Source organism: Streptomyces sp. WAC05374, assembly GCF_004353505.1.
GTDB lineage: Bacteria > Actinomycetota > Actinomycetes > Streptomycetales > Streptomycetaceae > Streptomyces.
This window is the reverse complement of record NZ_SMNQ01000004.1, coordinates 124,126-138,038: the sequence shown is the minus strand read 5'-3', so window position 1 is coordinate 138,038 and position 13,913 is coordinate 124,126. Positions and strand designations below refer to the sequence as shown.

Sequence of the window (13,913 nt, the reverse complement as noted above, 5' to 3'; positions counted from 1 at the left end):
CGCACACATCGGCGCACAGCGTCAGGCGCGGCTGTGCGACACGGTGTCTCAAGACCTCAGACGAGCAACGTCCTGCTCCGTTCGACGACGACAACGACGGGGACGACGCTACGCCGGTCCGCCCGGGGCGGCAACGGAATTAATTCCGCACGGGAATGGGGCCGTCAGCAGGCGTCCCGCAGCAGTTCGGCCAGGTCCTGGTCGAGGTCCAGGAACCGGTGCTCGCACCCCGCCGGCACCAGGTTCTGGGTGCGCCTGAGGAACCGGCGCACCTCCGAGGTGCGCACGTGTACCATCGCGACGCCCTCGGGGGCGTGGAACTCCACCACCGTACGGTCGTAGCCGAAGGGCCGTACGCGTACGTCGCCGAGGCCGGCCGGTTCCTCCACGCCGGCCGCGAGCAGCTCCCGCGAGAACTCCCAGGCCACGTCGGTGCCTTCGAGGGTGGCCCGGGCGGGGAAGGCCATCTGCACGGCGAACGGGTTGCCGCGGTCGTAGCGGAGTGTCGCCGGGACGGATTCCATGCGGGGTGCGGACGCGACCAGGCGGACCTGTACGGCCTGCTCGATGACGGTGGACAAGGCCAGCTCCCTCACACGCGGCTGCGGTGGTACGACTCCTTACGCCAGGGAGGACGACGAATTCCGTCGGCGCGTGCATTCCCGGGCGATGTGACCTGTGTCACCCAGGCGCCCTGGACGGGCCGGACGGGGTGGGCTACGTTCCCGCGCCATGACGTCCATGGGGAAGACGAGACGAGCGGTGTCGGCGGGGCTGTGCGGGGCGGCGCTGGCGGCGGCACTGACCGCCCCCGCCGAAGCGGCCCCGGCCGGCGCTGTGTGGGAGGTGAAGCCGACCGGCACGGAGGTGCGCTTCCGGGGCCTGGCGGCCGTCAGCCGCTCCACCGCCTGGGTGGCCGGCTCCAAGGGCACGGTGCTGCGGACCCTGGACGGGGGCCGGAGCTGGCGGAACGTGTCACCGCCGGGCGCGGAGGCGCTGGAGTTCCGGGACGTCGAGGCGTTCGACGGGCGCCGCGCGGTGGTGCTGGCCATCGGGGAGGGGGAGGCGTCCCGGATCTACCGCACCGACGACGGCGGCGCGAGCTGGACCGAGTCGTTCCGCAACACCGACGCCCGGGCCTTCTACGACTGCGTCACCTTCTTCGACAGCCGGCACGGCCTCGCCATGAGCGACCCGGTCGACGGCAAGTACCGCATCCTGTCGACCGGTGACGGCGGCCGCACCTGGACGGTGCTGCCCGACAGCGGCATGCCCGCCGCGCTGCCGGGGGAGGCGGGCTTCGCGGCGAGCGGCCAGTGCCTGGTCAGCTCCGGGCCCCGGGACGTGTGGCTCGCCACCGGAGGCGGCGCCACCGCGCGCGTGCTGCACTCCGCCGACCGGGGCCTGACCTGGACGGCCGCCGAGTCGACGATCCCGGCCGGCGACCCGGCGCGCGGCGTCTTCGCCCTGGCCTTCCGCGACCGCACGCACGGCCTCGCCGTGGGCGGCGACTACCGGACGGGCCAGGCCTCGCCCCGTGCGGGCGCCGTCAGCCGGGACGGCGGGCGCACCTGGCGGCAGGCGCACACCCCGCCGCCCGCCTACCGCTCGGGCGTGACATGGCTGCCGCACACCCGGTCCGCCGCCCTCGCCGTCGGCCCCACCGGTACGGACCTGACCCTGGACGGCGGCCGCACCTGGCGGACCGTCGACACCGGCTCGTACGACACCGTCGACTGCGCCCGCGACGCCGGCTGCTGGGCCTCCGGCGAGAAGGGCCGGGTCGCCCGCCTGGAACCCGGGGGGCACGGACCCGGCCCGTCCGGTCACGCCGACGCGGGGCCCGGCTCGTCGCCGGCACGGACGGCGCCGAGCCACGGCACGAGCTGAGCCAGCCCGAGCGCCACCTCCACGGCGAGGAACGGCCACAGCACCCCGGGGGCGCCGTGTGCCAGCGCGTACGCCTGCCAGGCGGCGAACAGGACGCGGGCGGCGCCGTCGAACAGTCCGTGCGCGGGCAGTGGCCGGGCCACCCGCAGGAGCGCCCAGACCACTACGACCGAACCCATGAGGTTGGCGTACAGGATCTGCATCGGCTCCAGGGCGGGAAGGACGCCCAGCCCGGACGCCCGGCCCAGCGACGACAGCCCGCCGTGCACCAGCGCATAGGTCCACGGGGTCGCGAACCCCGCCGTCACGACGAGGTCGTACCAGGCGCTGGCGCGCACGACACGGAGGTACGAGGGGTGGGAAGGGGCGGCGGAGAACACGGTCACGGCAAGGCTCCTGCTGGTCCGTCGGTCAGCGACGCCTCATGCTCGACCGTGGAGTACTGTCCAAGGTCAAGTCGATGGGGGATGGGGCGTCGTGCGCATCGGGGAGCTCGCCGCGAGGACCGGCGTGAGCAGGGACACCATTCGTTTCTACGAGAAGATCGGCCTGGTCGCCGGGCGACGGCTCGCCAACGGCTACCGGGACTTCCCGCCCGAGACCGTGACCTGGCTGACCCACGTCCGTACCGCGCAGGCCCTGGGGTTCTCGCTCGGGGAGATCGCGCGGCACGGCAGGGACATCGGTGGGGCGCCGGACGACGCGGAGGTGTTGTCGGCGCTGCTGGAGGAGAAGATCCGGCTCATCGACACCCGCATGGCGGAGCTCGCCGCCCTGCGGGCGGACCTGGAGGCGCGCGTGGGCACCGACTGCCCGTTGCGCCGGGTCGGCCCGACGGGCTGAACTCCCGCCGCACGAAGGCCCGTCCAGGGAGCGGACCCCGCGGATCAGCGCGCCTCGGGCGGCAGCTCCTGGCGGTGGGCGGCCAGTGCGGGGGCCGTCCTGGTGGCTATGAACTCCGTGACGCGGTACGCGCAGACGCCCCCGGTGACCAGGGGGTCGGACGCCGTGATCTCGTCGATCAGCGCGCGGTCGGCGCCGGTGGCCAGGATGATGCCGCCGTCCCGGGGGTTCTTGCGGCCGGAGGCGAGGAACAGCCCTGACGCGTAATGGGTGTCGAGCCAGGCGACATGGTCCGCGAGGAGCTCGTCGACCCGCTCGAGGGGCCCGGTGTAGGTCAATTCCAGTACGAACATGATCGCGACCCTACCGGGCCGCACCGACAGTCCCACCGCGCCTAAAGTGGCCGTCACTATGACGATCATCGAAAAGCCCGCCGGCTGGCCGTCCGACGAGGCCGAGGCCCTGGCCGTCCAGGACGAACTGCGCGGCCGCGTGGTCCTGGACGAGCCCGGCCCGCCGCCCGGCACCGGACTGGTGACCGGCGTCGACGTGGCCTACGACGACGAGCGCGACCTCGTCGCCGCCGCGGCCGTCGTCCTGGACGCCGGTACGCTCACCGTCGTCGAGGAGGCCACCGCGGTCGGGCGGGTCTCCTTCCCGTACGTCCCCGGACTCCTCGCCTTCCGCGAGATACCGACCGTGCTGGCCGCGCTCGAAACGCTGCGCCACGGCCCCGGACTGGTCGTGTGCGACGGCTACGGACAGGCCCACCCGCGTCGCTTCGGCCTCGCCAGCCACCTCGGCGTCCTCACCGGACTGCCGGTGATCGGTGTCGCCAAGAACCCCTTCACCTTCACTTACGAGCAGCCCGCCGACGAGCGCGGGGCGTCCACGCCCCTGGTCGCGGACGGCGAGGAGGTCGGCCGGGCACTGCGCACCCGGACGGCCGTCAAACCGGTCTTCGTCTCCGCCGGCCACCGCGTCACCCTCGCCAACGCCTGCGCCCACACCCTGCACCTGACGCCCCGCTTCCGCATCCCCGAGACCACCCGGCACGCGGACGCCCTGTGCCGGCGCGCCCTGAAGGAGGCGGCGGCGTGATCGGGGCCCTCCACGGCGACCCCGCCCGCGGCCGGCACGTCTGCGCCGGCCCGGCGGGGCACCCCTTCCGCCTCGTACGCCGCTGACCCGGCCACCGGGTCAGCGAGAATCGGCCACCCGGAAACGGATGCCCGCGCCGCGCAGGCGTTCCAGCAGCGCGTCGCCCATCGCGACCGCCGTGGTCACCTGCCCGGCGGTCGGGGGCAGCGTGTCGAAGGCCAGGCACAGCGCCGACTCGGCCAGCATCTTCGCCGTCTCGTCGTACCCCGGGTCGCCGCCCGACACCTCGGTGAACACGCGCCGCCCGCCGCCCTCGCCGACGAACCGGACCGTGAACCAGCTCCGTGCCCGGCGCTCCGCGTCGGGCCCCTGGCCCGCCTCGTAACGGTCCATCAGCCACCGCCTGGCGGGAGGCACCTGGGCCAGCCCGAACAGCGCCCCCATGGCCGCGGTCCCGCCGAGGGCCATGGGCAGGGCCTTCACCGCCGCGTAGTGGCGGTAGCGGAAGTCCGGCCCGTACCGCGGCAGGGCCGCCGCCGAACGCGCCACGACCCCGGCGTCCAGGGTCGGCAGCGGCAGCGCCCACGCCCCGGTCTCCCGGCTGAAGCGCGGCGCCCCGAGCGGTGCCCGCGCCCGCCGCCCCACCAGGCGCGGCTCGTGCAGCCGCCGCTCCCGGGCCGCGTCCCGCATCTGCCGGCCCCGCCCCATGGCGGTGATCGCCGAGGCGAAGGTGCCGCCCGAGAAGAAGGCGTTGGAACGCACGAACCCGTCCACGGTCAGCGGCACCTCCCTGGGCAGCCGCGACACCGTGAAGTACACGCCCAGGTCGTGCGGGACCGAGTCGAAGCCGCAGGCGTGCACGATCCGCGCCCCCGTCTCCCGGGCCCGGGCGTCATGGCGCACATACATCAGGTCCACGAACTCCGGCTCACCGGTCAGGTCCACATAGTCCGTGCCCGCCTCCGCGCACGCGGCCACCAGCGGCTCCCCGTACCAGACGTACGGTCCGACCGTGGTCGCCACCACCCGGGCCGACTCGGCGAGCGCGCGCACCGAGCCGGCGTCGGCGGCGTCGGCCGTCAGCAGCGGCAGCCCGGCGCAGTGCGGGTGCTCGGCGGCCAGCTTGTCGCGCAGCCGTTCCAGCCTGTCCATGCTGCGCCCGGCGAGCGCCCACCGGCAGGTCGCGGGCGCGTGGGCGGCGAGGTAGCGGGCGGTCAGCTCCCCGACGAATCCGGTCGCTCCGAAGAGCACGACGTCAAAAGCCCGTTCCGTGCCGTGCCGCTTGTCCATCCAGCCCTCCGCCGTCCGCGCCGTTGTCGGAGGCAGAGGCTAGCGTGCGGGATGAGGAGTGATCGCGCGGGTCCCCTCCTTCGACCCGGTTGTCCACAGGGCTTGTGCGGAGTGGAACACGTTCTTAGCATCATTGCTGTTACAGCAGTTGTGTCACAGTCCTGGGGGTGTGATGGCAGCGACAGGCAGCGGCCCGCTCGCCGGAGTGCGGGTGGTCGAGCTGGCCGGCATCGGGCCCGGCCCGTTCGCCGCCATGCTCCTGGGCGATCTGGGCGCCGACGTCGTCCGGGTCGATCGGCCCGGCGGCGCGGGGCTCGCGATCGATCCGGCGTACGACCTCACCAACCGCAACAAGCGGTCGGTGCTCGTCGACCTCAAGGCCGACGGCGGCGCCGACCGCGTCCTGGACCTGGTCGAGCGCGCCGACGTCCTCATCGAGGGATACCGCCCCGGCGTCGCCGAACGGCTCGGCGTCGGGCCCGGACCGTGCCTGGCGCGCAACCCGAAGCTGGTCTACGGGCGGATGACCGGCTGGGGCCAGGAGGGCCCGCTCGCCCAGCGCGCCGGCCACGACATCGCGTACATCGCCGTCACCGGCACCCTGTCCATGATCGGCAAGGCCGGCGAGCCGCCGACCGTGCCCGCCAACCTCGTCGGGGACTACGCGGGCGGTTCGCTCTACCTCGTCGTCGGCATCCTCGCCGCGCTGCACCACGCGCGCGAGGAGGGCGGCGGCGGCCAGGTCGTCGACGCGGCGATCACCGACGGAGCCGCCCACCTGGCCACGATGATCCACGGCATGATGGCCGCCGGCGGCTGGCAGGACCGGCGCGGCACCAACCTCCTGGACGGCGGCTGCCCCTTCTACGGCACCTATGAGACCGCCGACGGGCAGTACATGGCGGTGGGCGCCCTGGAGCAGCGGTTCTACGACGAGTTCACCGGCCTGCTCGGCCTCGGGGACACGGCCGCCGCCCGCGCGGACCTCACCCGCTGGGGCGAGCTGCGCGACGCCGTCGCCCGGCGCTTCAAGGAGCGGACCCGCGCCGAGTGGACGGCCGTCTTCGAGGGCTCCGACGCCTGCGTCGCGCCCGTGCTGTCCCTGCGCGAGGCGCCCGGCCACCCGCACCTCGCCGCCCGCTCCACCTTCACCGACCACGGCGGGATCACCCAGCCCGCCCCCGCACCGCGCTTCTCCGTCACGCCCGGCTCCGTGACCCGGCCGCCCGCCATGCCGGGCGCCGGCACCGACGAGGTCGCCCGCGACTGGGACGTACCGAGCATCCGTACCGACGACACCAGGGGGACCGGGTGAAACGCCAGATCTTCAGCGCCGAGCACGACGCCTTCCGCGAAACCGTCCGCACCTTCCTCGCCAAGGAGGTCCTCCCGCACTACGAGCAGTGGGAGAAGGACGGCATCGTCTCGCGCGACGCCTGGCTCGCGGCCGGCCGCCAGGGGCTCCTCGGCATCGCCGTCCCCGAGGAGTACGGCGGCGGCGGCAACCCCGACTTCCGCTACAGCGCCGTCCTGTCCGAGGAGTTCACCCGCGCCGGCGCCCCGGGCCTCGCCCTCGGTCTCCACAACGACATCATCGGCCCCTACCTCACCTCGCTCGGCACCGAGGAGCAGAAGCGGCGCTGGCTGCCCGGCTTCTGCTCCGGCGAGCTCATCACCGCCATCGCCATGACCGAGCCGGGCGCCGGGTCCGACCTCCAGGGCATCCGCACCGCCGCCGAGGACAAGGGCGACCACTGGCTCCTCAACGGCTCCAAGACCTTCATCTCCAACGGCATCCTCGCCGACCTGGTGATCGTCGTCGCCAGGACCACCCCCGAGGGCGGCGCTCACGGACTGTCCCTCCTGGTCGTCGAGCGCGGCGCGGAAGGCTTCGAGCGCGGCCGCAACCTCGACAAGATCGGCCAGAAGGCGCAGGACACCGCCGAGCTCTTCTTCCACGACGTCCGCGTCCCCAAGGAGAACCTGCTCGGCGAGCTGAACGGCGCGTTCGTCCACCTGATGACGAACCTCGCGCAGGAGCGGCTCAACATCGCCGTCGCCGGGATCGCCGCCGCCGAGCACCTGCTGGAGATCACCACGGAGTACGTCAAGGAGCGCGAGGCGTTCGGCCGGCCGCTCGCCAGGCTCCAGCACATCCGCTTCGAGATCGCCGAGATGGCCACCGAATGCGCCGTCACGCGCGCGTTCCTGGACCGCTGCGTCGTCGATCACTCGAACGGGGAGCTGGACGCCGTCCACGCCTCCATGGCCAAGTGGTGGGCGACCGAACTCCAGAAGCGGGTCGCCGACCGCTGCCTGCAGTTGCACGGCGGCTACGGCTACATGGCCGAATACCCGGTCGCCAGAGCGTTCACCGATGGCCGGATCCAGACCATTTACGGCGGAACGACCGAAATCATGAAGGAAATCATCGGCCGTTCCCTGCTCGGCTGACCCCTCCCCGAAAGGCTTGACCAGTGAGCACCGAAGCGTACGTGTACGACGCGATCCGCACCCCGCGCGGGCGCGGGAAGGCCAATGGCGCCCTGCACGGCACCAAGCCGGTCGACCTGGTGGTCGGCCTCATCCACGAACTGCGCGGCCGGTTCCCCGGACTGGACCCCGCCGCGATCGACGACATCGTGCTGGGCGTCGTCGGCCCCGTCGGCGACCAGGGCTCCGACATCGCCCGCATCGCCGCCATCGCCGCCGGACTGCCCGACACCGTCGCCGGCGTACAGGAGAACCGCTTCTGTGCCTCCGGCCTCGAAGCCGTCAACATGGCCGCGATGAAGGTGCGTTCCGGCTGGGAGGACCTGGTCCTCGCGGGCGGCGTCGAGTCGATGTCGCGCGTCCCCATGGCCTCCGACGGCGGTGCCTGGTTCAACGACCCCATGACCAACTGGGACACCAACTTCGTCCCGCAGGGCATCGGCGCCGACCTGATCGCCACCATCGAGGGCTACGCGCGGCGCGACGTGGACGAGTACGCCGCCCTCTCCCAGGAGCGCGCCGCCACCGCCTGGAAAGACGGCCGCTTCGACCGGTCCGTCGTCCCCGTCAAGGATCGCGCCGGCCTGGTCGTCCTCGACCACGACGAGCACATGCGCCCCGGCACCACCGCCGACTCGCTCGCCTCGCTCAAGCCCTCCTTCGCGGCCATCGGCGAGATGGGCGGCTTCGACGCCGTGGCCCTCCAGAAGTACCACTGGGTCGAGAGGATCGACCACGTCCACCACGCGGGCAACTCCTCCGGCATCGTCGACGGCGCCGCGCTCGTCGCCATCGGGAACAAGGAGGTCGGCGAGCGGTACGGGCTGACGCCCCGCGCCCGGATCGTCTCCGTGGCCGTCTCCGGCTCCGAGCCCACCATCATGCTCACCGGCCCCGCGCCCGCCTCCAGGAAGGCCCTCGCCAAGGCCGGGCTCACCATCGACGACATCGACCTGGTCGAGATCAACGAGGCGTTCGCGGCGGTCGTGCTGCGCTTCGTGAAGGACATGGGCCTGTCTCTGGACAAGGTCAACGTCAACGGCGGCGCCATCGCCATGGGCCACCCCCTCGGCGCCACCGGCGCGATGATCCTCGGCACCCTCGTCGACGAACTGGAGCGCCAGGACAAGCGCTACGGCCTCGCCACGCTCTGCGTCGGCGGCGGCATGGGCATCGCCACCGTCGTCGAGCGCGTCTGACCCCGTCCTTTCCCGTACGGCCTTACGGAGCAGCCACCACCATGAGCCAGTCCACCACCATCCGCTGGGAACAGGACGAGACCGGCGTCGTCACCCTCGTGCTCGACGACCCCGACCAGTCCGCCAACACCATGAACCAGGCCTTCAGGACCTCCATCGCGGCCGTCGCCGACCGCGCCGAGGCCGAGAAGGACTCCATCCGGGGCATCATCTACACCTCCGCCAAGAAGACCTTCTTCGCGGGCGGCGACCTCAAGGACATGATGAAGGCCGGGCCCGGCGACGCCCGGCAGATCTTCGACGCCGCCATGGAGATGAAGCGCGCTTTGCGCCGCATCGAGACCCTCGGCAAGCCGGTCGTCGCCGCCATCAACGGGGCGGCCCTCGGCGGCGGTTACGAGATCGCCCTCGCCTCCCACCACCGGATCGCCCTCGACGCGCCCGGTTCCAAGATCGGCCTGCCCGAGGTCACCCTCGGCCTCCTGCCCGGAGGCGGCGGTGTCACCCGCACCGTACGCCTCATGGGCATCGCCGACGCCCTGCTGAAGGTGCTCCTCCAGGGCACCCAGTACGCGCCGCGGCGCGCCCTGGACAACGGCCTGGTCCACGAAGTGGCCGCCACCGAGGAGGAGATGCTCGCCAAGGCCCGGGCGTTCATCGACGCGCACCCCGAGTCGCGCCAGCCCTGGGACACCCCCGGCTACAAGATCCCCGGCGGCACCCCGGCCCACCCCAAGTTCGCCGCCAACCTGCCCGCCTTCCCGGCGAACCTCAGGAAGCAGCTCAACGGCGCGCCCTACCCGGCCCCCCGCAACATCCTCGCGGCCGCCGTCGAGGGCTCCCAGGTCGACTTCGAGACCGCGCTGACCATCGAGTCGCGGTACTTCACCGAACTGGTCACCGGGCAGACCGCCAAGAACATGATCCAGGCGTTCTTCTTCGACCTCCAGGCCGTCAACGCCGGCCGCAGCCGCCCGCAGGGCACCGAGCCCCGCCCGGTCCGCAAGGTCGCCGTCCTCGGCGCCGGCATGATGGGCGCGGGCATCGCGTACTCCTGCGCCAAGGCGGGCATCGACGTCGTCCTGAAGGACGTGTCGGCCGAGGCCGCCGAGAAGGGCAAGGCGTACTCCGTCAAGCTCCTCGACAAGGCGCTGTCCCGGGGCCGCACGACCGAAACCCAGCGGGACGAGCTGCTCGCCCGCATCACCCCGACCGCCGACCCGGCGGACCTGGCGGGCTGCGACGCCGTCATCGAGGCGGTCTTCGAGGACACGGCGCTCAAGCACAAGGTGTTTCAGGAGATCCAGGAGATCGTCGCGCCCGACGCGCTGCTGTGCTCCAACACCTCCACCCTGCCGATCACCCTCCTCGCCGAGGGTGTCGAGCGCCCGGCGGACTTCATCGGCCTGCACTTCTTCTCGCCCGTCGACAAGATGCCGCTCGTCGAGATCATCAAGGGCGAGCGCACCGGCGACGAGGCCCTCGCCCGCGCCTTCGACCTCGTCCGGCAGATCAGGAAGACGCCGATCGTCGTCAACGACTCGCGCGGCTTCTTCACCTCCCGCGTCATCGGCCAGTTCATCAACGAGGGCGTCGCCATGGTCGGCGAGGGTGTGGAGCCCGCCTCCGTCGAACAGGCGGCGGCACAGGCCGGCTACCCGGCGAAGGTGCTGTCCCTGATGGACGAGCTGACCCTCACCCTGCCCCGCAAGATCCGCAACGAGACCCGGCGCGCCATCGAGGAGGCGGGCGGCACCTGGCCGGAGCACCCGGCCGACGCGGTGATCGACCGCATGGTCGACGAGTTCGGCCGCACCGGCCGCAGCGGCGGCGCGGGCTTCTACGACTACGACGAGGAGGGCAAGCGGCAGGGCCTGTGGCCGGGCCTGCGCGAGCACTTCGGCACCTCCGGCACGGCCGCGGCCGTGCCCTTCGAGGACATGAAGGAGCGGATGCTCTTCTCGGAGGCGCTGGACACCGTCCGCTGCCTGGAGGAGGGCGTGCTGACGTCCGTCGCCGACGCCAACATCGGCTCCATCATGGGCATCGGCTTCCCCGCGTGGACCGGCGGTGTGCTCCAGTACATCAACGGCTACGAGGGCGGCCTGCCGGGCTTCGTCGCGCGGGCGCGGGAGCTGGCCGAGCGGTACGGGGAGCGGTTCGCGCCGCCCGCGCTGCTGGTGGAGAAGGCCGGGCGGGGCGAGACGTTCAGCGACTGACCTCCCCGCCGGGGCGGCCGTCCGGGTCCACCGGACGGTCGTCCCGGTGCCGCCCCAGGGCCCGGCCGTACCGGCGCGAGACCTCCGGCATCAGGGAGGCCCCCCGCGCCGGCCGGTCGAGCCCGAACACGTACCCGGGGAAGTCGAGCTCCCGCTGCACCGCCCAGATCTCACCGTGGTCGTCCGGCGGGAAGAGCTGCCCGGGATCGCCCACGGCGACCCAACCGATCGGTACGGTCGTCTCCTCCGGCAGCACCGTCCGCAGGTGCACGACGCCGTTGACGCGGACCTCGCAGCGGGCGCCGAGACGCGCGCCGTTGAACACCCGCGCACCGGTGGCGAGGAAGACGTCGTCGGCGGCCTCGCAGCCCACCAGCGAGGCGCCGGGGCCGACCAGCACATGGCGGCCGAGCCGCAGCGGGTCTTGGCGCGTGCCGCGCAGCACCGCGTTCTCCATCACGATGCAGCCCTCACCCAGCTCCACCGGCCCGCCCTCGGCCGTCAGGACCGCGCCGAACAGCACCCGGCAGTCCGGCCCCACCCGCACGTCGCCGCAGAGCGTGGCAGTGGGCGCGACATAGGCGGTCGGGTCGACGGTGGGGGTGCGCCCCTGGTGCTCCAGCAGGATGGCCATGGCCCGCATCGTGCCATCCGCCGGCTCATTCCGCGCGGAACGCGGCGCGCAGCTCCTCCTTCAAGGACCGCTGGAACGCGGTGACCAGTGCCTGGACCACCAGCGGCTGCATGTGGGCGGAGAGCGACTTCATCGCCGCCACGTGCTCGGGGTCCGCCTCGCGCTCCCGGTACGGCCCCCAGACCTCGTCCCGGAACAGCCGCGTCAGCTCCTGCGCGGCCGACCGGGTGTGCTCCACCAGGACCGTGCGGGACGCCAGGATCGTCTCGTGCGCGATCGGCACGTCCAGCAGCCGCACGCCCAGCCGCAGCAGGCCCGGGTCGACCCGGAAGGTGTCGCCCGCCTCCGTGCGGGCCAGGACGTCCATCGCGGCGAGCCGGTCCAGGTCCTCCTCGCCGAGCGCCCGCCCGGCGCGCCGCTCCAGCTCGGCCCGCGGCATCTCCTCCGGCGTGTCGGGCGCCCATGTCGCCACCAGGGCCCGGTGGATGGCCAGGTCGTCGGCGCTCAGGTCGGGCGGGAGCTGTTCCAGGTACCGTTCGATGGCGGCGAGCGTCATGCCCTGGTGCTGGAGCTCCTCGATGAGCGCCAGCCGGGACAGGTGCTCCGGCCCGTAGTGGCCGACCCGGCGCGGCCCGATCACCGGCGGCGGCAGCAGACCGCGGGTGCCGTAGAACCGGATGGTCCGCACGGTGACGCCCGCCCGGGCGGCCAGCTCGTCGACGGTCAGCGTCTGCTGCCGGTCCTGGGTCTCGGTCGCCTCGGTCGCCATGCGGGGCCTCACTTCCGGCTGGTGCGCTGCGTCAGTACAACAGTATTGCTGTCTCACCATCACTGTGAAAGTCAGGGGTGATTGTCAGTGGTCGCCCGTACGGTAGTTCGTATGACGGGGATCGCGTACGTACGGGGGGACGCCACCACGCCGGCCGGCAAGGGCGTCAGGATCATCGCGCATGTCTGCAACGACCTGGGCGGCTGGGGCAAGGGGTTCGTCCTCGCCCTCTCCCGCCGCTGGCCGGAGCCCGAGGCCGCGTACCGCCGCTGGCACCGGGAGCGCGCGGGCAACGACTTCGGCCTGGGCGCCGTCCAGTTCGTCCAGGTGGGGCCCTACCTGTGGGTGGCCAACATGGTGGGCCAGCGGGGCACGCGGACGGGCAGCAAAGGGGTGCCCGTGCGGTACGAGGCGATCGACGCCGCGCTGGCCCGGGTCGCCGGCAAGGCCGCCGAGCTGGGCGCCTCCGTCCACATGCCACGCATCGGCTGCGGCCTCGCGGGCGGGAAGTGGTCCCGCGTGGAGCCGCTCATAGCCGCACGGCTGCTCGCCCGGGGCATACCGGTGACGGTCTACGACCACGGCGACTGACCCGCCGGCGCGCCCGCGCACCGCGCCGCACGGCCGCGAAAACCGGTTGCCGCGCCCGGGCGGGGGCTGCTGAGGTGCCCGCATGGATCACGACACGCTCCTGGCCCTGTTCGACCGGCAGACACGGCGCGACGCACGCCCCGACGCGCCGGACTCCACGGTGCAGCGGGTGGGGGACGTGGTGCGGCAGACCGGCCCGGCCCACGGGTGGAACGGGGTCCTGTGGTCGGACCTCGACGCGGCGCGGGCCGACGGCGCGATCGCCGAGCAGGTGCGCCACTTCACCGCGCTCGGCCGGGCCTTCGAATGGAAGCTCTACGCGCACGACCGCCCGGCCGGCCTCGGCGAACGGCTGCGGGCGGCCGGCTTCGTCGCCGGGCCGGAGGAGGCCGTGATGGTCGCCGAGGCCGCCGGCCCGGGCGCCACCGGCTCCCCGCCGCCCGAAGGCGTCGAGCTGCGGGCGGTGACGGACGAGGCGGGCGTCGCCCTGGTCACGGAGGTCCATGAGCGGGCCTTCGGCACCGACGCCACGCACCTGGGGCGCCGCCTCCTCGACCAGCTCGCCGCGCGGCCGCAGACCGTGGTCGCCGTCGTCGCCCTGGCCGGGGACCGGCCGGTGGGCTCCGCGCGCCTGGAGCTGCCGCCCGGCACCGTGTTCGCCGGCCTGTGGGGAGGCGGCACCGTGCCGGAGTGGCGCGGCAGGGGCATCTATCGTGCCCTGGTCGCCCACCGCGCCCGCCTCGCGGCCGAGCGCGGTCACCGCTACCTCCAGGTCGACGCCTCCGGCATGAGCCGCCCCATCCTCCGGCGGCTCGGTTTCACACCGCTGTCGACGACGACCCCGTACGTGTACGAGCCCTGAACCGCCACCACGAGCCCGAACC

General features: G+C 73.1%; 15 protein-coding genes. 9 read left to right on the top strand and 6 right to left on the bottom strand.

Translation table 11 applies throughout. The annotated features are described in order from the left end of the window. Positions 1-164: 164 nt before the first annotated feature. On the bottom strand, positions 165-581 hold the full coding sequence (locus E2B92_RS10970; RefSeq protein ID WP_126884591.1) for an SsgA family sporulation/cell division regulator: 417 nt from the start codon (positions 579-581) through the stop codon (positions 165-167). A 151-nt stretch (positions 582-732) separates the two neighbouring features. Between E2B92_RS10970 and E2B92_RS10965 the strand changes: the two genes are divergently transcribed. Next, positions 733-1,890, top strand: a complete 1,158-nt coding sequence (locus E2B92_RS10965; protein WP_235023780.1) for a WD40/YVTN/BNR-like repeat-containing protein — start codon at positions 733-735, stop codon at positions 1,888-1,890. On the opposite strand, the gene E2B92_RS10960 is transcribed toward E2B92_RS10965, so the two are convergent. Further along, positions 1,827-2,276: a hypothetical protein gene (locus tag E2B92_RS10960; protein WP_399431269.1), complete on the bottom strand. Its 450-nt coding sequence runs from the start codon at positions 2,274-2,276 to the stop codon at positions 1,827-1,829. The two genes, E2B92_RS10965 and E2B92_RS10960, sit on opposite strands and share 64 nt — an antisense overlap. 91 nt (positions 2,277-2,367) lie before the next feature. Here E2B92_RS10960 and E2B92_RS10955 point away from each other — a divergent pair, with 91 nt between their 5' ends. After that, positions 2,368-2,733 carry a MerR family transcriptional regulator gene (locus E2B92_RS10955; protein ID WP_126884590.1) on the top strand — a complete coding sequence of 122 codons (366 nt, stop codon included), beginning with the start codon at positions 2,368-2,370 and terminating at the stop codon, positions 2,731-2,733. A gap of 44 nt (positions 2,734-2,777) precedes the next feature. On the opposite strand, the gene E2B92_RS10950 is transcribed toward E2B92_RS10955, so the two are convergent. Beyond that, the gene (locus tag E2B92_RS10950) at positions 2,778-3,086 is read right to left on the bottom strand and encodes a YciI family protein (RefSeq protein WP_126884589.1); all 309 of its coding nucleotides are present in this window, start codon (positions 3,084-3,086) and stop codon (positions 2,778-2,780) included. A gap of 58 nt (positions 3,087-3,144) precedes the next feature. Here E2B92_RS10950 and E2B92_RS10945 point away from each other — a divergent pair, with 58 nt between their 5' ends. Then, the gene (locus E2B92_RS10945) at positions 3,145-3,834 is read left to right on the top strand and encodes an endonuclease V (protein WP_126884588.1); all 690 of its coding nucleotides are present in this window, start codon (positions 3,145-3,147) and stop codon (positions 3,832-3,834) included. Between the two features lie 99 nt (positions 3,835-3,933). On the opposite strand, the gene E2B92_RS10940 is transcribed toward E2B92_RS10945, so the two are convergent. Next, the gene (locus tag E2B92_RS10940; RefSeq protein ID WP_126884587.1) at positions 3,934-5,124 is read right to left on the bottom strand and encodes a saccharopine dehydrogenase family protein; all 1,191 of its coding nucleotides are present in this window, start codon (positions 5,122-5,124) and stop codon (positions 3,934-3,936) included. Between the two features lie 172 nt (positions 5,125-5,296). Here E2B92_RS10940 and E2B92_RS10935 point away from each other — a divergent pair, with 172 nt between their 5' ends. Genes E2B92_RS10935 through E2B92_RS10920 form a run of 4 tightly spaced genes read left to right on the top strand, consistent with a single transcriptional unit; the run spans position 5,297 to position 11,035 of the window. Further along, positions 5,297-6,439, top strand: coding sequence for a CaiB/BaiF CoA transferase family protein (locus tag E2B92_RS10935; protein ID WP_185923550.1), 1,143 nt, complete (start codon positions 5,297-5,299; stop codon positions 6,437-6,439). Then, a complete protein-coding gene (locus E2B92_RS10930) occupies positions 6,436-7,578 on the top strand; it encodes an acyl-CoA dehydrogenase family protein (protein WP_126884586.1) in 1,143 nt (380 codons plus the stop codon). Before E2B92_RS10935 ends, E2B92_RS10930 begins: the two co-directional genes overlap by 4 nt. Positions 7,579-7,601: 23 nt before the next feature. Then, positions 7,602-8,816 carry an acetyl-CoA C-acetyltransferase gene (locus tag E2B92_RS10925; RefSeq protein WP_126884585.1) on the top strand — a complete coding sequence of 405 codons (1,215 nt, stop codon included), beginning with the start codon at positions 7,602-7,604 and terminating at the stop codon, positions 8,814-8,816. Between the two features lie 41 nt (positions 8,817-8,857). Then, positions 8,858-11,035: a 3-hydroxyacyl-CoA dehydrogenase NAD-binding domain-containing protein gene (locus E2B92_RS10920; RefSeq protein WP_126884584.1), complete on the top strand. Its 2,178-nt coding sequence runs from the start codon at positions 8,858-8,860 to the stop codon at positions 11,033-11,035. Here the strand turns inward: E2B92_RS10920 and E2B92_RS10915 are convergent. Then, a complete protein-coding gene (locus tag E2B92_RS10915; protein WP_200836951.1) occupies positions 11,025-11,669 on the bottom strand; it encodes a gamma carbonic anhydrase family protein in 645 nt (214 codons plus the stop codon). The genes E2B92_RS10920 and E2B92_RS10915 overlap by 11 nt on opposite strands. A 25-nt stretch (positions 11,670-11,694) precedes the next feature. After that, a complete protein-coding gene (locus E2B92_RS10910; protein WP_126884583.1) occupies positions 11,695-12,438 on the bottom strand; it encodes a MerR family transcriptional regulator in 744 nt (247 codons plus the stop codon). 111 nt (positions 12,439-12,549) lie between these two features. Here E2B92_RS10910 and E2B92_RS10905 point away from each other — a divergent pair, with 111 nt between their 5' ends. Further along, positions 12,550-13,029 carry a macro domain-containing protein gene (locus tag E2B92_RS10905; RefSeq protein ID WP_126884582.1) on the top strand — a complete coding sequence of 160 codons (480 nt, stop codon included), beginning with the start codon at positions 12,550-12,552 and terminating at the stop codon, positions 13,027-13,029. Positions 13,030-13,111: 82 nt separating this feature from the next. After that, positions 13,112-13,891 carry a GNAT family N-acetyltransferase gene (locus tag E2B92_RS10900; protein ID WP_126884581.1) on the top strand — a complete coding sequence of 260 codons (780 nt, stop codon included), beginning with the start codon at positions 13,112-13,114 and terminating at the stop codon, positions 13,889-13,891. The last annotated feature ends 22 nt before the right edge of the window (positions 13,892-13,913 follow it).